The organism is Cellulomonas sp. Leaf395 (assembly GCF_001424125.1).
Classification (GTDB): domain Bacteria; phylum Actinomycetota; class Actinomycetes; order Actinomycetales; family Cellulomonadaceae; genus Cellulomonas.
In genome coordinates this window covers 672,003-691,776 of record NZ_LMQI01000004.1, presented here as the reverse complement: position 1 = coordinate 691,776, position 19,774 = coordinate 672,003, and the positions used below count along the sequence as shown (strand labels likewise).

General features: G+C 71.2%; 20 protein-coding genes, 3 tRNA genes and 1 pseudogene. 13 read left to right on the top strand and 11 right to left on the bottom strand.

Annotated features, from left to right (window positions below; all coding sequences use genetic code 11):
• Positions 1-697: pseudogene (locus ASG23_RS14700) on the bottom strand (alpha-xylosidase); the annotation flags it as partial.
• A gap of 233 nt (positions 698-930) precedes the next feature.
• Between ASG23_RS14700 and ASG23_RS14695 the strand changes: the two are divergent.
• From ASG23_RS14695 to ASG23_RS14670, 6 genes are all read left to right on the top strand, one after another.
• A complete protein-coding gene (locus tag ASG23_RS14695; RefSeq protein ID WP_056026171.1) occupies positions 931-1,932 on the top strand; it encodes a LacI family DNA-binding transcriptional regulator in 1,002 nt (333 codons plus the stop codon).
• Between the two features lie 225 nt (positions 1,933-2,157).
• A complete protein-coding gene (locus ASG23_RS14690) occupies positions 2,158-3,465 on the top strand; it encodes an ABC transporter substrate-binding protein (protein WP_056026169.1) in 1,308 nt (435 codons plus the stop codon).
• Positions 3,466-3,524: 59 nt separating this feature from the next.
• Positions 3,525-4,484 carry a carbohydrate ABC transporter permease gene (locus ASG23_RS14685; RefSeq protein WP_056026167.1) on the top strand — a complete coding sequence of 320 codons (960 nt, stop codon included), beginning with the start codon at positions 3,525-3,527 and terminating at the stop codon, positions 4,482-4,484.
• On the top strand, positions 4,484-5,353 hold the full coding sequence (locus ASG23_RS14680) for a carbohydrate ABC transporter permease (protein ID WP_056026165.1): 870 nt from the start codon (positions 4,484-4,486) through the stop codon (positions 5,351-5,353). Before ASG23_RS14685 ends, ASG23_RS14680 begins: the two co-directional genes overlap by 1 nt.
• Positions 5,350-6,300: an aldo/keto reductase gene (locus ASG23_RS14675; protein WP_056026162.1), complete on the top strand. Its 951-nt coding sequence runs from the start codon at positions 5,350-5,352 to the stop codon at positions 6,298-6,300. The genes ASG23_RS14680 and ASG23_RS14675 overlap by 4 nt, the downstream gene beginning before the upstream one ends.
• Before the next feature lie 34 nt (positions 6,301-6,334).
• Entirely contained in the window at positions 6,335-8,368 is a 2,034-nt protein-coding gene (locus tag ASG23_RS14670; RefSeq protein ID WP_056026160.1) for a beta-galactosidase, read from the top strand.
• 7 nt (positions 8,369-8,375) lie between these two features.
• Here ASG23_RS14670 and ASG23_RS14665 read toward each other — a convergent pair whose 3' ends face one another.
• The 6 genes from ASG23_RS14665 to ASG23_RS19965 are packed head-to-tail and all read right to left on the bottom strand — an operon-like array spanning position 8,376 to position 13,646.
• On the bottom strand, positions 8,376-9,248 hold the full coding sequence (locus tag ASG23_RS14665) for a prenyltransferase (RefSeq protein WP_082516208.1): 873 nt from the start codon (positions 9,246-9,248) through the stop codon (positions 8,376-8,378).
• Complete coding sequence (locus ASG23_RS14660) at positions 9,245-9,547, bottom strand: lycopene cyclase domain-containing protein (RefSeq protein ID WP_056026156.1); 303 nt, start codon at positions 9,545-9,547, stop codon at positions 9,245-9,247. The genes ASG23_RS14665 and ASG23_RS14660 overlap by 4 nt, the downstream gene beginning before the upstream one ends.
• Complete coding sequence (locus ASG23_RS14655; protein WP_056026155.1) at positions 9,544-9,906, bottom strand: lycopene cyclase domain-containing protein; 363 nt, start codon at positions 9,904-9,906, stop codon at positions 9,544-9,546. Before ASG23_RS14655 ends, ASG23_RS14660 begins: the two co-directional genes overlap by 4 nt.
• Positions 9,903-11,549 carry a phytoene desaturase family protein gene (crtI, locus tag ASG23_RS14650; RefSeq protein WP_056026152.1) on the bottom strand — a complete coding sequence of 549 codons (1,647 nt, stop codon included), beginning with the start codon at positions 11,547-11,549 and terminating at the stop codon, positions 9,903-9,905. The genes ASG23_RS14655 and crtI overlap by 4 nt, the downstream gene beginning before the upstream one ends.
• Entirely contained in the window at positions 11,546-12,445 is a 900-nt protein-coding gene (locus ASG23_RS14645; protein ID WP_056026413.1) for a phytoene/squalene synthase family protein, read from the bottom strand. The genes crtI and ASG23_RS14645 overlap by 4 nt, the downstream gene beginning before the upstream one ends.
• 16 nt (positions 12,446-12,461) lie before the next feature.
• The gene (locus ASG23_RS19965) at positions 12,462-13,646 is read right to left on the bottom strand and encodes a polyprenyl synthetase family protein (RefSeq protein WP_056026150.1); all 1,185 of its coding nucleotides are present in this window, start codon (positions 13,644-13,646) and stop codon (positions 12,462-12,464) included.
• 229 nt (positions 13,647-13,875) lie between these two features.
• On the opposite strand from ASG23_RS19965, the gene galE reads away from it, so the two are divergent.
• A complete protein-coding gene (gene galE / locus ASG23_RS14635) occupies positions 13,876-14,835 on the top strand; it encodes a UDP-glucose 4-epimerase GalE (protein ID WP_056026410.1) in 960 nt (319 codons plus the stop codon).
• 45 nt (positions 14,836-14,880) lie between these two features.
• Here galE and ASG23_RS14630 read toward each other — a convergent pair whose 3' ends face one another.
• From ASG23_RS14630 to ASG23_RS14620, 3 genes are read right to left on the bottom strand one after another with little or no spacing between them, the layout of a single operon-like run.
• Positions 14,881-15,792 carry an LLM class flavin-dependent oxidoreductase gene (locus ASG23_RS14630; RefSeq protein ID WP_056026147.1) on the bottom strand — a complete coding sequence of 304 codons (912 nt, stop codon included), beginning with the start codon at positions 15,790-15,792 and terminating at the stop codon, positions 14,881-14,883.
• Between the two features lie 19 nt (positions 15,793-15,811).
• A complete protein-coding gene (locus ASG23_RS14625) occupies positions 15,812-16,723 on the bottom strand; it encodes a cation diffusion facilitator family transporter (protein WP_056026145.1) in 912 nt (303 codons plus the stop codon).
• A 4-nt stretch (positions 16,724-16,727) separates the two neighbouring features.
• Positions 16,728-17,081: a metallopeptidase family protein gene (locus ASG23_RS14620; RefSeq protein ID WP_056026143.1), complete on the bottom strand. Its 354-nt coding sequence runs from the start codon at positions 17,079-17,081 to the stop codon at positions 16,728-16,730.
• Positions 17,082-17,218: 137 nt separating this feature from the next.
• Between ASG23_RS14620 and ASG23_RS14615 the strand changes: the two genes are divergently transcribed.
• From ASG23_RS14615 to ASG23_RS14595, 5 genes are all read left to right on the top strand, one after another.
• Positions 17,219-17,291 (top strand) — tRNA-Glu (locus ASG23_RS14615).
• A gap of 52 nt (positions 17,292-17,343) precedes the next feature.
• A tRNA-Asp gene (locus ASG23_RS14610) sits at positions 17,344-17,417 on the top strand.
• A gap of 51 nt (positions 17,418-17,468) precedes the next feature.
• Positions 17,469-17,544, top strand: a tRNA-Phe gene (locus ASG23_RS14605).
• A gap of 192 nt (positions 17,545-17,736) precedes the next feature.
• Positions 17,737-18,147, top strand: a complete 411-nt coding sequence (locus ASG23_RS14600; RefSeq protein ID WP_056026141.1) for a phage holin family protein — start codon at positions 17,737-17,739, stop codon at positions 18,145-18,147.
• Positions 18,144-18,461: a DUF3618 domain-containing protein gene (locus ASG23_RS14595; RefSeq protein ID WP_056026139.1), complete on the top strand. Its 318-nt coding sequence runs from the start codon at positions 18,144-18,146 to the stop codon at positions 18,459-18,461. Before ASG23_RS14600 ends, ASG23_RS14595 begins: the two co-directional genes overlap by 4 nt.
• A gap of 221 nt (positions 18,462-18,682) precedes the next feature.
• Here the strand turns inward: ASG23_RS14595 and ASG23_RS14590 are convergent, their stop codons facing one another.
• Positions 18,683-18,892: a BldC family transcriptional regulator gene (locus tag ASG23_RS14590; RefSeq protein WP_056026407.1), complete on the bottom strand. Its 210-nt coding sequence runs from the start codon at positions 18,890-18,892 to the stop codon at positions 18,683-18,685.
• Positions 18,893-19,399: 507 nt separating this feature from the next.
• Between ASG23_RS14590 and ASG23_RS14585 the strand changes: the two genes are divergently transcribed.
• Positions 19,400-19,612 carry a DUF3073 domain-containing protein gene (locus tag ASG23_RS14585; protein WP_056026136.1) on the top strand — a complete coding sequence of 71 codons (213 nt, stop codon included), beginning with the start codon at positions 19,400-19,402 and terminating at the stop codon, positions 19,610-19,612.
• The last annotated feature ends 162 nt before the right edge of the window (positions 19,613-19,774 follow it).

Genomic DNA, 19,774 nt, shown 5'->3' with positions numbered 1-19,774 from the left:
CCGGCACCGAGAACTGCGTCCGGGAGACCGCCTCGGAGCCGACCTCGAACGACACCCGCCCGGGATGGTCGACGAACACGCCGTACCCCGCGTCGGACAGGTAGAACGGCACGTTCTTGTACGCCTGCTCGCTCGCAGTGCCGCCGTCCTCGTTCCAGATGTCGACCGACTGCCCGTTCTTCACGAACGCACCGAACCGCTCCCCGAGCCCGTAGACATGCTCGCGCACGCCAAGCCCGAGCTGCTCGTGCACGTAAGCATCGCCTCGCGCGTCCGTGACGACGCCGACGGAGCGGGCGGTCGACGAGGTCAGCACCTTGCCGCCCGCCTCGAACTCCACGTTCCACTCCCCGGCCGTGCCGATCCGTGCGGTCAGCGCGCCGGATTGCAGCGTCACGAACCCGGCCTCGGGACCGACCACCTTGACGTCCGCGGCGCCGCTGGCCACCTCGAAGTGCGGTCCCCTGTCCACCCCGCCGCTGTGGTGCTCGATGCGCACCCGGATCACGTCGTCCATCGGACTGTCGAACGCCACGGAGACCAGCGGGCGGTTGAGGGAGTCGCCGCGGCGGCGTTGCGGGGCGGTCGGGGCGTAGACGCGGACGTCAGCGTCTCCCACGACGACGTCCGCCACGTCGCGCGGGTGCAGGACGCTCACGCCCGGCAGGGTCTGCCAATAACCGTCGGTGAACTTCATCGTCGTCCTCTCGGTCCTGCGGGTCACGCCTGCCGCGGGCCGCCCCTCCGTCGGAGCCGTCCCGCGCGGAGCGCGGATCGTCGAAGCGCTTCGCCTGCGAGGGAGCGTACGGCACGGTCGGCGATCCGCCCAGTGCTGAGCGACAACGGCCGCGGCGGACCTCAAATGCCGGTCGCGGCATTTGCTTCGCGCAATTCTTCATCGCGGTCATCGAAGGGGGCTAACCTTGCGCGATGGCGACCATCGGCGATGTGGCCCGGGCGGCCGGGGTGTCCCTGTCGACGGTCAGCTACGTGATCAGCGGCAAGCGACCGATCTCGCAGCCGACCCGCGAGCGGGTCGAACGGGCGATCCGGGAGCTCGCATTCCACCCGCACGCTGGGGCCCAGGCGCTCGCGTCAGCGCGCAGCAACGTCATCGCACTGATGGTGCCGTTCCGGCCCGGGATCAACGTCGCGATCATCATGGAGTTTGTCGCCGGGGTGGTCACGGCGGCCCGCACGTTCGACCACGACGTCCTGCTCCTGACGGAGGAGGACGTCCAGGAGATCGACCGGGTGGCGGCGCGCTCGCTCGCCGACGCCGTCATCGTCATGGACGTCGAGTCGGAGGACCCCCGGCTGCCCTCCCTGCGCGCCCTGGACCGGCCGGCCGTCCTGATCGGCGTACCGGAGGACACCTCGGGGCTGGCGTGCGTCGACCTCGACTTCGCAGCCGCGGGCCGGCTGGCCACCCGCACCCTCATCGATGCAGGTCACACCCACATCGCGCTGATCGGTGCGTCGCGTGAGCGGTTCGCGCGGCGCGCCAACTACGCGGTCCGGATGCGCGACGGCGTCGTGGAGCAGGCCGCCCGCAGCGGGCTCGAGGTGCACGTCCTTCCGTGCGATCCGACGTACGCGGGCGGCAGCGACGTGCTCGCCCGGCTGCTCACCGACCACCCCGACGTGACCGGCCTGGTCGTGCACAACGAGGCCGCGCTGGCAGGCATCGTCGACGCCCTGGACCGCGCCGGCCGGCCGGTCCCGTCCGGCATGTCGGTGGTCGCCATCAACGTCGCCAACATCGCGGAGGGCCTGCGGCGACCGGTCGACTCGATCACCGTGCCCGGCCACGACATCGGTCGGATCGCCGTCCAGATGGCCATGGCACGGCTGGAGCAGGACGGCCCCGGCGAGACTCGCCTGGTGGCCCCCACCCTGACGCCTCACGGCAGCGTCGCACCCCCCGCCTGACCTGCGCCTGCGCCGCAGTCGCCTCGGCGCACGGTATCGAAGCGCTTCGAATTCTCTCCTCCTGGAGCGCGACGCGAACGCTCACAGGCTGGAAACAATTCGACGAGAGTATTGACACACGGTCCGGACCGGGACCACGATGTCGCGCATCAGTCATCGAAGCGCTTCGCTTCGACGGGGTTCTCGGATCCCGGCACCGGTACCACGTCAAGGGAGATGTGAAACATGCGTTCGAGAGCTTTCGCCGCAACCAGCGCCCTGATCGCCGTAGGTGCGCTGCTCGTCGGCTGCTCCGGCGGCAGCGAGTCCGGCTCCGACGACGACGCGAGCAGCGGGCCCGTCACGCTCGAGTACTGGGCGTGGGGCACGGCGCAGGCCCCGATGGTCGAGGCCTGGAACGAGGCCCACCCGGACATCCAGGTCAAGCACACCGACGCGGGAGGCGGCAGCGACTCGTCCGCCAAGCTCCTCACCGCAACCCGGGCGGACAACGCGCCCGACGTGTCCGTCGTCGAGTACCAGACGCTCCCCGCGATGATCGTCGGGGACGTCGCCGCCGACATCACGGAGTACGTCGACGACGACCTGAAGTCGCAGTTCACGGACGCGACCTGGGGACTGACGACGTTCAACGACGCGATCTACGGCGTCCCGCAGGACGTCGGCCCGATGGCGTTCATCTACAACCAGGCCCGCCTGGACGAGCTCGGCGTCCCCGTCCCGACGACCTGGGCCGAGTTCAAGACGGCCTCCGCGGCCGTGCGCGCGGCCGACCCGACGACGTACCTCGCGACGTTCAACACCACGGAGTTCGGCTTCTTCGCCGGCATGGCGCAGCAGGCCGGCGGCGAGTGGTGGTCCGTCGACGGCGAGACATGGACCGTCGGCATCGACGACGAGGCGTCGATGGAGGTCGCCGACTACTGGCAGGACCTCATCGACAACGACCTCGTCAAGGTCGAGGACCTGCTGACGCCGCAGTGGAACCAGGAGGTGAACGCCGGCCAGGTCCTGTCGTGGCCGTCCGCGCTCTGGGCGCCCGGCGTGATCTACGGGGTGGCCGAGGGTATGGCGGGCCAGTGGGCCATGGCGCCTCTGCCGCAGTGGACGCCCGGTGACAGCAAGGTCGCCTACCAGGGCGGGTCGGCGGTCGTCGTCACGACGTCGTCGAAGCACCCGAAGGAGGCCGCCGAGTTCGCAGCCTGGATCAACTCGAGCGACGAGGGCGCCGACATCCAGCTCGAGACCGGCCAGTACCCGGCCTCGACCCTCGGCCAGACCAAGGCCGAGACGTCCGACCCGCCGCTGCTCATGCCGCAGCAGACCGACTTCTGGCAGCTCGCGTCGGAGATCGCCGGGAACACGATCCCGAACATCTCGTGGGGCCCGAACGTCAACGTCGCCCAGTCAGCGTTCCAGGACGCGATGGCGAAGGCCGTCAAGGACGGGACACCGCTCAGCGAGGCGCTCACCGCCACGCAAGAGGTCGTCGTGGAGGACATGAAGACGACCGGGTTCGACGTCAGCGAGTGAGGACGGCCCCGGCCGCGGCGCCACTTCGCGCCGCGGCCGGGCCTACCCGGGAGAGTGACATGACGACCACGACCACGACGCCGACGACGACGTCGACCGGCTCCACCCGCACGCCCAAGAAGCGCACTCGCTCCCCGATCGCCCCCTACGTGTTCGTCGCGCCGGCGGTAGTGCTGTACATCGCGTTCCTGCTCGTGCCGATGCTCTACTCGATCTACCTCAGCTTCCGGGGGATGCGCCTGGTCTCCGGCGGTGCGTTCGGCAAGCGCAAGTCGGTGTTCATCGGGTTCGAGAACTACATCTCGGCGCTCACCGACCCCGAGTTCATCGCCGGTTTCGGCCGGCTGGCGATCTACGGCGCCATCGCGATCCCGCTGACCCTCGGGCTGGCCCTCCTGTTCGCGCTGCTGCTCGACCTCGGCGCCACGCGGGCCAAGCGGTTCTCCCGGACGTCGATCTTCATCCCGTACGCCGTCCCCGGCGTCGTCGCGACGCTCATGTGGGGCTTCATGTACCTGCCCCTGACCAGCCCGTTCTCGTACATCACGCGCGAGCTCGGCTGGGGCACGATCCCGTTCCTGGAGGACCCCTGGATCTTCGGGTCCGTCGCCAACATCGCGATCTGGGGCGGCGTCGGGTTCAACATGATCATCATCTACACCTCGCTGCGCGGGATCCCGTCCGAGCTCTACGACGCCGCGCGCATCGACGGTGCGAACGAGTGGCAGATCGCGATGCGGGTCAAGGTGCCGCTGGTGACGCCGGCACTCGTCCTGACCGGTCTGTTCGCGGTCATCGGCACGCTGCAGGTGTACGGCGAGCCGACAACCTTGCGACCCATGACGAGCGCGATCTCCCAGACCTGGGTTCCGCTCATGACCATCTACCGCGACGCGTTCGTCCGCGACGACCTGCCTCGCGCCGCCGCGAGCTCGGTGTTCCTCGCGGTGATCACCGTCGTCCTGTCCGTGATCCTCCTGCGGCTCACGCAGAAGCGCGCATTCGGAGGAGAGAGCTGATGGCCCGCCCGACCCTCGCGCACGACACGGAGCGCACCCCGTTCATGTCGAAGGCGCTGCCGACGGCGGTCATCCTCATCGGGGCCCTGTACTGCCTCGTGCCCGTAGCGTGGGTGCTCGTCGCCTCGACGAAGTCGCGCTCCGAGCTCTTCACGACCTTCACGTTCGCGCCCGGAACCGGGTTCATCGAGAACCTGAAGGACCTGTTCGCGTACGGCGGCGGGCAGTACGTCAGCTGGGCCTTCAACAGCCTGCTGTACGCCGGTGTCGGCGCGGTCCTCTCCGTCGTCGTGTCGGCGATGGCGGGCTACGGCCTGGCCAAGTACCAGTTCCGCGGCCGCAACCTGATCTTCTACGCGATCCTCGCGGGGGTGCTCATCCCCGGCATCACGCTCGCGATCCCGCAGTACTTGCTGATGTCGCAGATCGGCTTCGCCGGTTCGTACGCCTCGGTGCTCCTGCCCGTGATCGTCTCGCCGTTCGGCATCTACCTGTGCCGCGTGTTCGCGGCGGCGTCCGTGCCGGTCGAGACCATCGAGGCCGCGCGGCTGGACGGCGCCGGCGAGGCCCGGATCTTCACGAACATCGGCGTGCCGATGATGCTCCCAGGCATGGTGACGGTGTTCATGCTCCAGTTCGTCGGCATCTGGAACAACTTCCTGCTGCCGTTCATCATGCTGTCCGACCAGGACAAGTACCCGATCACCGTCGGCCTCTACACCCTACTGTCGAAGGGCTCCGGCGAACCGGCGCTGTACAGCATCGCGATCATCGGAGCGGCCGTCTCGATCATCCCGCTCGTCGCGCTGCTGCTCTTCCTGCAGCGGTTCTGGCGGCTCGACCTCATCAGCGGCGGGCTCAAGGGATGACCGCATCACCCGACCCTGCCGGGCGCAGGACGATCGCTCCCGGTGTGGAGGTCAGCGTCCTCACGGTGGGTGCATCGGCACTGGGCAGCGATCGGGTCGACGACCCCACGGCGCAGGCCACGATCACAGCGGCGCTGACCGGCCCGATCGCCGTGCTCGACACCGGCAACAACTACGGCCGCTCGGAGGAGCGCATCGGTGTCGTGCTCCGGGCGCTGGGTGGTGTCCCCGCCGGCCACCTCGTCGTGACGAAGGTGGACCCGATCCCCGGCAGCGACGACTTCTCGGGCGACCGCGTCCGGCGCTCGGTCGACGAGAGCCTCGACCGGCTCGGGCTCGACCACCTCCCGCTGGTCCACCTGCACGACCCCGAGCGGCTGTCGTTCGCGGACGCGACCGCTCCCGGCGGGCCACTCGAGGCACTGCTCGCGCTACGGGACGAGGGCGTGGTCGGGCTCGTCGGTGTCGCCGGTGGGCCGGCCGCGATGATGGAGCGGTTCGTGCGACTCGGGGTGTTCGACGCCGCGGTGACGCACAACCGACTCACCCTCCTCGACCGCTCCGCCGACGCGCTGCTGGACGCGGCGGTCGAGCACGGGGTCGCCGTCTTCAACGCGGCGCCCTACGGGGGCGGGATCCTGGCCCGCGACCCGCAGCCCGGGACGGCCCTCTCCTACGCGTACCGCCCGGCGACGCCCGAGCACGTCGCGGCACGGTCCGCGATCGGCGAGGCCTGCGCCCGGCACGGCGTCCCGGTGCCCGCCGCCGCGCTCCAGCTCTCCACGCGCGACCCGCGCGTCACGTCGACGATCGTCGGCGCGACCCGGCCGCAGCAGATCGACGACGCGCTCGCCTGGGCCCGGCACCCTGTCCCGGCGGACCTGTGGGACGAGCTCGCGGCGTTGGTCCCGGACCAGCGCGTGTGGCTCGGTCCCGACGGTCGATGACTCACCGTTGTCTGACCCTGCACCTGGAGACCCGATGACCCGCACCCCCTTCGTCCCCGACCGGTTCTGGTTCGGCGGCGACTACAACCCCGAGCAGTGGCCGCGCGAGGTCTGGGCGCAGGACATCGAGCTCATGCAGCGTGCTGGCGTGAACACCGCCACCATCGGCGTCTTCTCCTGGGCACTGCTCGAGCCCGAGGAGGGCCGGTACGACCTGGGCTGGCTCGACGACGTCATCGAGCTGCTGCACGCCGGGGGCATCGGCGTCGTGCTGGCCACCCCGACGGCCTCACCGCCGGCGTGGTTCACCACCGCGCACCCGGATGCCCTCCCGGTCCTCGACGACGGCACCCGACTGTGGCACGGCAGCCGCGACACCTACTGCGTCTGCGCCCCGGCGTACCGGGACGCGTCCCGGTCGATCGCGCGCGTCCTGGCTGCGCGCTACGGCGACCACCCGGCGCTGCGGGCGTGGCACGTCCACAACGAGTACGGCACGTACTGCTGGTGCGACCACGTCGCGGCCGCGTTCCGCGTCTGGTTGGAGGGCAGGTACGGGACCCTGGACGCGCTCAACCGGGCGTGGTGGACCACGTTCTGGAGCCAGCACTACGAGTCGTGGGAGCAGATCGTCCCGCCCAGGGCGACCCAGTACCTGCACAACCCGACGCAGGCCGTGGACTTCCGGCGCTTCTTCTCAGACGAGATGCTCGACGCGTACCGCGAGCAGAGCACCGAGATCCGCGCGGCCGGCTCGTCCGTCCCGATCACGACGAACTTCATGCTCCCCAGCTGGAACCACCTCGAGCAGTGGAGCTGGTCCGCGGAGCTCGACGTGCCGTCCGTCGACCACTACCTCGACACCACCGGACCGGACGGGGAAGCGCACGTCGCCTACGGGTCGGACCTCACGCGGTCGTGGGCGGACGGCGGGCCGTGGCTGCTCATGGAGCAGTCGATGAGCTCGATCTCGACGGACGGCCGGATCGCGTTCAAGGACCCGGCACGGGCGGTGCGCAACTCGCTCGGCTACGTCGCGCGCGGCGCGCAGTCGTCCCTGTTCTTCCAGTGGCGGGCGTCGGCGGCGGGCTCCGAGGCGTGGCACGGCGCGATGGTCCCCCACGCGGGAGCCGACTCCGCGACGTTCCGCGCGGTGTGCGAGCTGGGCTCGGTGCTCGACTCGATCGCCGAGGTGGTCCGGCCGCCCGCCGACGGCCGCCTGACGAACAGCGCCATCGCCGTCTGGTGGCACGCGGAGGGCTGGTGGGCCCTCGAGAACCGCAGCCTGCCGTCCGATCACCTCTCGTACTCCGACGCGGTGCGCTCCGTGCACCGTGCCGCCTGGCACGCCGGGCTGGAGGTCGACTTCACCCGTCCCGGCGGCGACCTGTCGGGCTACCGAGTGCTGCTCGTCCCCAGCATGTTCGCGCTCGACGACGCCGCCGTCCGTTCCCTGGAGGAGTTCGTCGCCGCCGGCGGGCATCTCGTCGTCTGGCCCTTCACCGGCATCGCCGACGAGCACCTGCACGTCGTCACGGGCGGCTACCCCGGAAGGCTGCGCGACCTGGTCGGGCTCCGGGTGGAGCACCTCGCGCCGCTCGCGCCGGACGAGAGCGTGACGCTGGACGACGGCTCGACGGGCACCGTCTGGTCCGAGCTCGTCCAGCCGGACACCGCCACCGTGCTCCGCCGGTACCGCGGCGGCGACCTGGACGGCTGCCCCGCGGTGACCCGGGTGACGCGCGGTGCGGGAACCGTCACCTACGTCTCGACGCACCTCGACCTCGCGGCGACCCAGACCCTGCTCGAGGAGGTCGCGGCGGGCGCCGGCATCGAGCCGGTGGTGGCCGACCGCCCTGAGCACGTCGAGGTGATCCGACGCCGCGGCGCCGAGCACGACTACCTCTTCGTCCTCAACCACGGCGACCGCCCGGCACACGTGGCCGGGACCGGCGTCGACCTGGTGGCGGGCGCGCGGACCGACGAGGGGGTCCCCGTGGCTGCCGGCGGCTACCTCGTCGTGCGCGAGGACGAGGGCGCGACGTGGGACGTCACGGCGGCGGGCTGAGCGCTGGTCATCCCGTCCGAGCGATGGCGATGAGCAGCATCGTCACCAGGAACCCGGTGACCAGGTTGAGCCAGAGGAACCGCCGCCAGCCGATGTTGGCGCGCTCACAGTCCTCGTCGCGCACCGACCAGAAATGCGCGGTGCTGATCGCGTACGGGATCGGGAGCAGGGCGGCGAGCGTCCCGGGCCACGGCACGACGAGCAGCACCGCGGCCGCCAGCACGTAGAGCACCGTGGCCCCCACGACGGTCCGGTGCGCGCCGAGCGCGGTCGCGACGGACGCGATCCCGCCCTCGCGGTCCGCCCGCACGTCCTGCACCGCCCCGAACGCGTGCGACGCCATCCCCCACAGCACGAACGCGACGAGTACCGGCCACGTCGTCGACGCGCTCAGGTCCGCGCCCACCAGCACCAGCGCGTACAGCAGCGGGCCGACGAAGTGCATCGCCGACGTCAGCGAGTCCAGCACCGGACGCTCCTTGAACCGGAGCACGGGCGCCGAGTAGGCGACGACGAGGAACAGGACGAGAGCCAGCGTGGCGTTCGCGGCAGCGTCGCCGACCAGCAGCAGGTAGACGACGAACGGCACCGTCGTGACGAGGCACGCCCACAGGATCCGGCGGTGCACCTCGCGTGCTCGTTCGGGCTCCACGAGGCCGCCCTCGATACCGCCCTTGCGCGGGTTGCGCAGGTCCGAGGCGTAGTCGAACACGTCGTTGATGCCGTACATCAGCAGGTTGTACGGGCCGAGGAAGAACAGGGTGCCGACGACGAACGTCGCATCGATCCGTCCACCGGTGGCGAGCAGGTACCCGGCCGCGAACGGGTACGCCGTGTTGATCCAGGAGAACGGCCGGGACGCGGCGAGGACCTCCCTCACTCGTGCTCCGGGCGACGGCGACGACCGAGCACGACCCACAGGACGGGAATCCCGACCCCCGCGGCGATCGCGTACGCGAAGTCCTCCAGCGGTGCGCCCCAGATGTACCGGCCGAGGATCTTGTCGGGGTCGAAGACGTAGAGACCCACGTCGATCATGATCGTGTCGAAGACGGCGGTCAGCACGCACAGGTGCACCACCGTCCACACCAGCGGCATGCCACGCATCCGGCGCAGGACGCGCCACGACACGGCACCGAGCGCCGCCAGCACCAGCACGTTGAGCACGACGTTCGTCACGACGGTCCCCCGTCGTCACGGGCCGCGATCGCGCGACGCCCCTCATCGCGCTGCTCGGCACTCCGGTCGAACCACCGCCACGCCAGCAGCGCTGTGTAGCAGAGGAGTGCCAGGAAGAACGCCTCCTCGACGGGGAGCTCCGGTGCCAGCAGCAGGCCCGTCATGTGCGGGGAGTCGCCGCGCGCGAAGATGCCGAGCACCAGCCCGATGCCGTCCCACAGCAGGAACCCGACGACGCCGATGCCGAGGGTCAGGGCGGCCCGGCGGGCGTCGTGCCAGAACGCGAGGTGGAACCGCCGGTCCAGCAGGGCGAGACCGCCCAGAGAGAGCAGCAGGGCGCCGAGATAGGCGAAGCTCATCCGACCGACTCGCTCCACACCCCGCGCGGCCGTGCGGCCGCCAGGTATCCGGGTCGAAGCGGGGCAGGCAGGGGTCGCGACGACGTCTCCCCGAGCATGCGCTTGACCACGAGCTCGGCGCTGATCAGGCACATCGGCAGTCCCACACCAGGGATCGTGCCACCTCCGACGTGCAGCACGTTGGGGACGCGCGCCGACGCGTCGCCCGGCCGGAACATCGCGCTCTGGCGCAGGGTGTGCTCCATCCCGAGAGCCGTGCCACGCCACGCGGAGAAGTCGCGCGCGAAGTCCGCGGGAGCGACGACCCGCCGGGTCACCACGCGGTCGCGCAGCCCCGGGATGCCCGCCCAGGCACCGATCTGGTCCAGGTAGCGGTCCGCGTGCCGCTCGACGTCGTCCCGGTCCCCCGCGCCCAGCGACGGGTCCGCGGGGAACGGGACCAGCACGAACAGGTTCTCGTGCCCCGGCGGCGCGGCCGTGGGATCGCTCGCGGTGGTCCGCGACACGTACATCGACGCGGTCTCGGGCACGCGCAGACCGTCCGGTGGGGTCGAGCGGCCCGACCCGAGGATGTCCTCGAAGTTGCCCGGCCAGTCGCGCGTGAAGAACAGCGAGTGGTGCGCCAGCTCGGGCAGCTCCCCGCGCACGCCGGCCATGATCAGCAACGACGAGATGCCCGGCCCCCGGTCCTCCCACCACGGCTCGGGTAGCTCGCGGTATGTGCCCAGCAGCGCCGTCTCCGTGTGGTGGCGGTCGGCGGCGGACACCACGACGTCGGCCGCGAGGAACGTCCCGTCGGCCAGCCGGACCCCGCGGGCCCTGCCTGACCTGCGCGGATGCCGCAGGGACGGCGGTGCGTCGTCGATCTCGACCGAGGCCACGTCGGTACCCGTCCGCATCTCGACGCCCTCCTTGCGGGCGAGCCGCTCGAGCGCCTCGATGATCGTGTACATCCCGCCGCGGGGAAAACGTACGCCGTCCACGAGGTCCAGGTGACTCATGAGCGAGTACAGCGCGGGCACCCGGTACGGCGACGAGCCGAGGAACACCGCGTGGTAGCCGAGGACCTGCCGCAGCACCGGGTCGGTCACCGTGGCCGCGACCTTGTCGGCGAGCGTGCCTGTCAGCAGGCCGGCCAGCGTCCCGGTCTGCCTGGCCACGTCGAGGGACAGGAGCCGGTCCGGGCGCGCGAACGTCGTGTACAGGAACGAGTCCAACGCCGTCCGGTACGCCTGCGTGGAGTCCTGGGTGTACCTGCGGATGGCGTCCCCGGCGCCGGGCTCGCGCGCCTCGAACGTCGCCCAGTTGGCCTCGGCGTCGCCGACCACGTCGAAGGGTTCCGACGTCCCTGCGCCGACCGGCTCCGGGAACAGCCGGTACGCGGGGTCCAGCCGCCCGAGCTCGACGTGGTCCTCGATCCGCTCGCCCAGCAGGGCGAACGCGTGCTCGAACACCTCCGGCATGAAGTACCAGGACGGCCCGGTGTCGAACCGGAACCCGTCGACCGACAGCGTCCCCGCCCGCCCGCCGAGCTGGTCGTGCCGCTCCAGCAGGGTCACCAGCGCACCACCACGGGCCAGCAGAGCGGCCGTGGTCAGCCCGGCGATGCCGCCACCGATGACGACGACGCGTCCAGGCGTCATGCGTCGCCGGCCCTGCCCGACCGCACCTCCGCCAGCACCGACTCGCCGACGACCAGCAGCTTCACCGGCGTGGGCAGCCGCACCCGGCCTTCCAGGAGCTGCTCCGCTGGCCGCGTCGCGATCTCGTCGAGGAGCCGCTGGTAGAGCGCGAGGGTGGCACCGACCGCGTACCGCGCCCGCCGCGGCAGGCTCGGCACCGCCGCTCGCGCCGACTCCACGTCGTCGGTGATCTCACGCAGGATCGCGCTCAGCTGCGCCTCGTCCAGGTGTCCCGGGGTGGTGCCCGGGAAGTACGTGCGGCCCAGCTCCTCGGTGTCGGCGCCGAGGTCGCGCAGGAAGTTGATCTTCTGGAACGCCGCGCCGAGCGCCCGTGCGCCCCTCACCTGCGCGGCGTCGGGCTCACGCACGGGCTGGCCGGGCTGCCGGTCCTCGTTGAGGAACGCGCGCACGCACATCAGGCCCACCACCTCGGCCGAGCCGTAGATGTAGGCCTCGTAGCTGGCCCGGTCGTGCGCGCGCACGGTCAGGTCCGCCCGCATGGACGCGAAGAAGGGCACCGTCTCCGCAGCGCTGATCCCGACGCGCCGCGCGGTCCGGGCGAACGCGTGCACCACCAGGTTCGTCGAGTAGCCCGTCCGCAGGGCGCGGGCCGTCTGCTCCTCGAGCTCGTCCAGCTCGGCGCCCGCATCCTCGCCGCGGTAGGTGTCGACCACCTCGTCGGCGAGCCGGACCAGCGCGTAGACCGCGCGGATGTCCTCCTGCGCCCGCCGCCCGAGCAGGCGCGTGCCCAGGCCGAACGACGTGGAGTAGGCGGCCAGCACCCCTGCGCTCGTGCGCGCGGCTGTGGCGTCGTACAACCGGAGCGCCCGGTCACGGGCTGTTCGCAGGTCCGACATCGACTCCCCCAGCACGTCAGTGACCCCGTCCGACAAGATCGTCGACGACGCCCACAAGGTAGCCTCCCAACGGCTCGGGCACCCCGTCCACCGCCAGCTCCCGCGCACGCAGCCCGGTGGCGCGGGTCAGCTCCCGCACCGCGTCCAACGCTCCGCTGGACACCATGACCTCCCGCACGGCGGCGGCTCCCGCGTCGTCCAGGTCCCCCCGGCCGACGTGCTCGTCCAGCACCGCGCGCCCCGCGTCGTCCGTCATCGCGTAGGCCCTGCGCAGCAGCTCGGTGCGCTTGCCCTCGCGCAGGTCGGACAGCACCGACTTGCCCGTCACCGCGGGGTCGCCGAACACGCCCAGGTCGTCGTCGGCCAGCTGGAACGCGACCCCGAGCGCGGACCCCACGGCACCGAGCCGGGCGACCTGCCCGTCGTCGGCACCAGCCAGGACCGCACCGACGACCAGCGGCAGCCGGCCCGAGTACGCGGCCGTCTTCAGCTCCGCGACCGCGAGCGCGTCGACGTCCCGGGGAGAGGACAGGGCACCGGTCACGTCGAGCAGCTCGCCGACGACGGTCGTCTCGATGCCCTCGGCCAGCAGACCGACCACCCGCAGCAGGGCGGCACTGTCCCCGGGCGCTCCCGCCACCAGGGCGAACGCCGACGCGATGGCCAGGTCCCCCGCCAGCAGGCCGGCGGCGAGCACCTGGTCGGACACCGTGCGCTCGGGGAGCCCTCGGCCGGCCAGGCGGGCGCGCGCGGCCCCCGCGACGTTGGGCCGCCCACGGCGTACCTCGTCGTGGTCGAGCAGGTCGTCGTGCACGAGCATCGCGGCGTGCAGCACCTCGATCGCGGCGGCGACCGGGGCGATCACCGACGCGTCCTGCCCGCCCAGCCGATCGCGCCCTGCACCCAACCCATCGCGCCATGCACCCAACCCCAGGTACGCAGCGACCGCGAGCCGCGGGCGCATGAGCTTGCCGCCGACGCCGTCCGCGAGGTCGGCCCACAGCCGCACCGCGACGTCGGACTGGGCTGCTGCAGCGCGCACGCGGGCGTCGAGGAAGTCCTGCAGCACGGCCGAGGTCACCGCCATGGTCCGCTCGACCGACTCTGCCAGGTCCGCGCGGTCGGCGGCCGCGTCGGCCGCGTCCGTCTGCAGAGCCTGCGGTGCCCCCGACTGCGTCCGCAGCGCCGACTCGACGTACATGCGCTCTCCTGTCGTCGCTGCCGGAACCGACCTGGAACCGACCTGCCTGCCTCGCTCGACCGCAGGCCGCGAGAAATACTCAGCGTACTGAGCATCCTCGCGACCGCCACCGCGCAGGCTGTCCAGGACCATTCCGCGCGAGGGCCGCCGGCGGATGCACCCGCAGCCGACTTTCTTCGACGGGTGGACCGATCGGCCGTTCGCCACCGTCGTCGGTACGCTCGGCACCATGACATGGCTGGTCACCGGGGGTGCCGGGTACATCGGGTCGCACGTGGTGCGGGCGTTCGGGCAGGTCGGGCTGGGGACGGTGGTCCTGGACGACCTGTCCAGCGGGCACCGGGCCTTCGTTCCCGACGGCGTGCCGCTGGTGGAGGGATCGATCCTCGACACCGATCTCGTGGCGGACACCCTGGTCCAGCACGGCGTCGTCGGCGTGGTCCACCTGGCGGGGTTCAAGTACGCCGGCGTCTCCGTGGACCGGCCCCTGCACACGTACGACCAGAACGTCACGGGCACCGCCCACCTGCTCGAGGCCATGGCGTCCCAGGGCGTCGACGCCATCGTGTTCTCGTCCTCGGCAGCGGTGTACGGCACCCCGGACGTCGACCTGGTCACCGAGGCTACGTCCACCACGCCGGAGTCCCCGTACGGCGAGTCCAAGCTCATCGGGGAGTGGCTGCTGCGCGACCAGGGCCGGGCTGTCGGGCTGCGGCACACGTCTCTGCGCTACTTCAACGTCGTCGGGTCGGCCACCCCGGACCTGTACGACACCAGCCCTCACAACCTCTTCCCCCTCGTGCTGAACGCGCTGGCAGAGGGCCGGACGCCACGGATCAACGGCACGGACTACGCGACTCCCGACGGCACCTGCGTCCGCGACTACATCCACGTGGCGGACCTCGCCGACTCCCACGTCGCCGCCGCTCAGGCCCTCGCCGCCGGCCGCACCCTGGAGCCCGTCTACAACCTGGGCTCTGGCGACGGCGTCTCGGTGCGCGAGATCATGACCGCCATGGCCGAGGGCACCGGCATCCCGTTCGAGCCGGAGACCGCCCCGCGCCGCCCGGGCGACCCGGCCCGCATCGTGGCGTCGGGTGAGCTGGCGGCCCGGGACCTCGGCTGGCAGATGCGCCACACCCTGCTGGACATGGTCACCAGCGCCTGGACAGCCCGCCAGGCCCACTGACCCGCGTCTGACGGTCCACGCGCCCCTACCGCCATCTCCGCAGGCTCAGAGCGCCTGGAGCCTCGGCAGCTCGTCGACGAGCCCGTGCAGCACCGACTCGTCGCCGGCGTAGATCCCGTCGGCGCGCGGCCAGTGGACCACCACGTCGGTGAACCCCAGGGCCGCGGCGCGCTCGATGCCCTCGGTCACCACGTCGAGGGAGGTCATCGAGAAGATCGGCGCCCCGTCCAGGCTCAGGTAGCGGCGCAGCGGCGGCTGTCCGCGGGGCCGGTGCGCGGACTCGATCTCGTCCACCTGGTCGCGCATCGTCGCGAGGCCGGCCCACCACTGCTCCTGTGCAGCCCCCGGGTCGGCGGGCACGTCCTCGGTCGCGTACGCGGGTCCGTAGGTGGCCCACCCCTGGCCGAACCGCGCGGCCAGCGCCATCGTGCGCGGGCCGTTGGCGGCGATGACGAACGGGGTCCGTGGCTTCGCGATCGTGCCGGGGATCATCCGCGCCTCGTCGGCCCGGTAGAACGTGCCCTGGTGAGACGTGACCGGCTGCGTCAGCAGCGTGTCGAGCAGCCAGACGAACTCCTCGAAGCGCCGGGTCCGCTCTCCGCGGGTCGGCGGGTCGCCCAGGACGGACGCGTCGAACCCCTCACCGCCGGCACCCACCCCGAGCAGGAACCGCCCGTTGCTGACGTCGTCGAGCCCGAGCACGTCCTTCGCGAACGGGACCGGGTGCCGGAAGTTGGGCGAGGCCACCCACGTCCCGAGCGCGATCCGCTGGGTGACGGCAGCCGCGGCGGCGAGCAGCGGGACGGTCGCGAACCACGGCTGGTCGGCGAGCGAGCGCCAGGCCAGGTGGTCGTACGTCCACGCGTGGTCGAAACCCCACTCGTCGACCTGTTCCCACCGGCGACGAGCAGACGCCCACCGCTCCTGCGGCAGCAACGCGATCCCCACAGCAACCATGCGCCGACCCTATGGCTGCTCAGGCGTGCGAGTGGTGCTCGCTGCCGGTGGTGGACGGGGGTTCCAGCTGGAACGTGCAGTGGTCGACGTCGAAGTGGCCGGCCAGGCAGTGCCGCAGGTCGCCGAGCACGCGCCCGGCCTCGCCCCCGGACAGGAGCTCGTCGGGCACCTCGACGTGCGCGGACAGCACCGGGACGCCCGACGTGATGGTCCAAGCGTGCAGGTCGTGCACACCGAGCACCCCGGGGACGCCGCAGATGTGCGCGCGGATCGCGTCCAGGTCGACACCGCGCGGAGTCGCCTCCAGGAGCACCGTCCCCACCTCGCGCAGCAGCGCGACCGCGCGCGGCACGATCATCAGGCCGATGAGCACGGACGCGATGCCGTCGGCCCGCAGGTACCCGGTGCCCATCACCACCAGGGCCGCCGCGACGACCGCCGCAGAGCCCAGCAGGTCACCGAGCACCTCGAGGTAGGCGCCCCGCACCGTCAGCGACTCCTCCTGCCCCCGCCGCAGGAGCAGGAGCCCGACCCCGTTGGCGACGAGCCCGATGACAGCGACACCGAGCATCAACCCGGCCTCCACCTCGCCAGGCGTGACGATCCGCGCGATCCCGCCGACAATCACGCCGACGCCCACGACCCCGATGACCAGCCCGTTCACCAGGGCGGCGAGGATCTCGGCGCGCTGCCACCCGAACGTGCGGGCCGCGGTCGCGGGGCGCGCGGCGAGCGCCGTGGCACCGAGCGCCAGACCGACCCCGGCGGCGTCGGTGAGCATGTGCCCCGCGTCGGCGATCAGCGCGAACGATCCGGAGACCAGACCCCCGACCACCTCGACCACCAGCACGACGAGCGTGAGGACGAGCACCGCGAGGAGCCTGCCGCGATGGGCCTGCGCCGCGGTGGAGCGGGCGTGGTCGTGCCCCACGGGCTCAGTCCCAGCCCAGCTCGTGCAGGCGCTCGTCGTCGATGCCGAAGTGGTGCGCGATCTCGTGGACGACGGTGACGGCGACCTCCTCGACCACGTCCTCGCGACTGTCGCAGACGGCCAGCGTCGGGAGCCGGAAGATCGTGATGCGGTCGGGCAGCGACCCGGCGGCCCAGAACTCGCCCCGCTCGGTGAGCGGCGTGCCTTCGTACAGCCCCAGCAGGTCGACCTCACCCTCGGGTGGAGCGTCCTCGACGAGCACCACGACGTTGTCCATCATCTCGGCGAGCTCGTCGGGGATCTCGTCGAGCGCGTCGCGCACGGCGTCCTCGAACTCGGCGGGAGACATGTCGACCATGGCCCCATCCTGCCTGTTCAGGCGCGGGTGACGGCGGCCACATCCATCCACTTTGGAGTTCGGGCCGATCAACCCGTATGCTCATCACCGGTCATCCGGCGCCTCGACGTCAGGGGTTGGACATGCAGGTTGGACATGCCCCCATCGTCTAGCGGCCTAGGACCCCGCCCTTTCACGGCGGTAGCACGGGTTCGAATCCCGTTGGGGGTACGAGCAGTTCGCAGTAGCAGTTCAAGCAGTACAGGCCTTGCAGCAGTTCCAAGGCCCCGTAGCGCAGTTGGTTAGCGCGCCGCCCTGTCACGGCGGAGGTCGCGGGTTCAAGTCCCGTCGGGGTCGCTCGATCCGCCCGGTCATCCTGTTCGCAGGAACCCGGGCGTCGTCGGTTACGGCCACTTAGCTCAGTTGGTAGAGCGTTCGACTGAAAATCGAAAGGTCGGCAGTTCGACCCTGCCAGTGGCCACCACGCGAGCCCCGCCCGGACAACCGGTGCGGGGCTTCGTCGTGTGCGCCGCTCCGTGGAGCGCGGCAACCTCCCGACCAGCGCATCTGCTCCTAGTCTGGGTGCAGGTCCATCCGTGGGCAGACTGACTCGCGGGCTGGATCGCCGACCACCAGACTGAGTGCCCTACGCAAGTGCAGACGAGAGGCCGTGCCCATGACCACACAGTCGGGACTGCCAGGCGACGAGAAGTCGCTCGGCCAGCTGGTTTCCGATCTCAGCGAGCAGGGAGCGCGGCTCGTCCGCGCGGAGATCGACCTGGCCAAGGCGGAGATCGCCGGGCGGGCGCAGCAGCTGGGCGTCGGCGGCGGCCTCATCGCGGCCGGCGCCGTGCTGGCGCTCTACCTGCTGGGCGCCGGGATCGCCACCAGCATCATCGTGCTGGACCTGTGGCTCGACCTGTGGCTGGCCGCGCTGATCGTGTGCGCGTTCCTGCTGCTGGTGATCGTGATCTTGGTCCTGATCGGTATCAACCGCGTGAAGGCCGGGTCACCACCGACGCCGGCGAGGGCGATCGAGAACGTCCAGCACGACATCGACGCGGTCAAGGCAGGATTCAACGCATGAGCGACGAGTCGGTCCAGAAGCCTGCGAGCACGCAGAAGCCCTTCAGCACGCCGGAGATGGTGGCCCTCGAGGCCGAGCTCGCGGTGACCCGCGCGCAGCTGGCGTCCACCGTGGACGAGCTGGTGGCGCGCCTCGATCCCCGCGCCCAGGCCGGTCGGGCGGTCGAGTCAGGGCGTCGGATGTGGAGCGACGCGACGAGCGGCGACGCCCCGCCCGAGGCGCGCAAGAAGGCTCTCGCGGTGCTCGGCGGCGCCGTGGCCGGGGTCGCGGTGGTGCTCGCGCTGGTCATCGCCGGCGGCCGCCGCAGAGGCTGAACGCGGGATGCCACGCGGTCGCGCACACCGCCGCAGGGGCTGAACGCCAGAAGCCTCGCGGTCGCTGCTGAGCGGGGCATCAGGGACCGGGACACGAGAACTGCGAGGGTCGCGTCGTCGCGATCCTCGCAGGCTCCTGACGCATGCGTCGGGTGTGCCGGACGCTCGACAGCCGAGTGCCCGTCGATGGAGGTCGACGGGCTCGGCCGGGGTCCGGTCGCTCAGCCGTCCGACGGACGCTGCTGCGGAATGCCGTTCAGCAGATCGCGAACTTCCGACTCGCGGTACCGCCGGTGACCACCCAGGGTGCGGATCGAGGACAGCTTCCCGGCCTTGGCCCACCGGGTGACGGTCTTCGGATCAACCCGGAACAGCGTGGCGACCTCGGAAGGCGTGAGCAGGGCTTCGGTCTCAACCGGTTGTGCGTTCATGAGCTGCCTCCTGGCAAGCGTGCGGCCTGCGGTGCCGACGTCGTCGGCGCCCAGCCAGTTCAGGTGCGGGTGGTGCGGGTCCAACGGTGTGAAACGTTCTCGAGATGGCGAGCCTACGTCGCCGATGCCCAAACCGTGACATCGCTCCTTAGCATGAACGAATGCCGCAGACAGCGCATTCCGGGACACGATGCCGCAACAAACCTTCACAGGACTCTCATGCGACTCTCATGCCGCTCCCTTCGCGGCCACAGCACCACCCTAAACCCGACGAATCGGTCACACACGCCGAGTCGGGCTCCGTCCACGCAGAATTGGACAGGTGACCTGGACGTTCGACCCTTCGACCCTGCCGGTCCCGCACACGTGACGCGCGTCCCCCGCGGCGAGTGGTCGGAATAGCGAACGACCATGTACCGTTGCCACTCGAAGAGACGATTCAGCACCCCGGGGCCGCACGTGTCAGCACGGAGCCGCCCCGCATCCACGTAAGAGGGGGTCGATGCCATGGGGCGCGGCCGTCAGAAGGCTAAGCAGACGAAGGTGGCCCGGGAGCTGAAGTACTTCAGCCCGGAGACCAACTACCGAGCTCTCGAGCAGGAGCTCACGTCGCACGGCCACAACGATGTCGTCACCGACAACCGCCCTCGTGCGGTTGTGGAGACGGACACTGACGACGACAGCGACGACTACCGGCGCTGGTCCGACGACGACCGCTGACGCGGTACGCGACTGACTCGCGCATGCCACGGGGCCGTCGAGCGAGGCGGCGACAGCTCAGTTGTCGCTCGTCTCGCACGTCGTTCTCGTCGCGCTCCTCTCCTGGCACTGTGCGCGGGAGCGTCGCCTGGGCCGTCCTGCTGCTGCGGTGGGTGTCCCCGG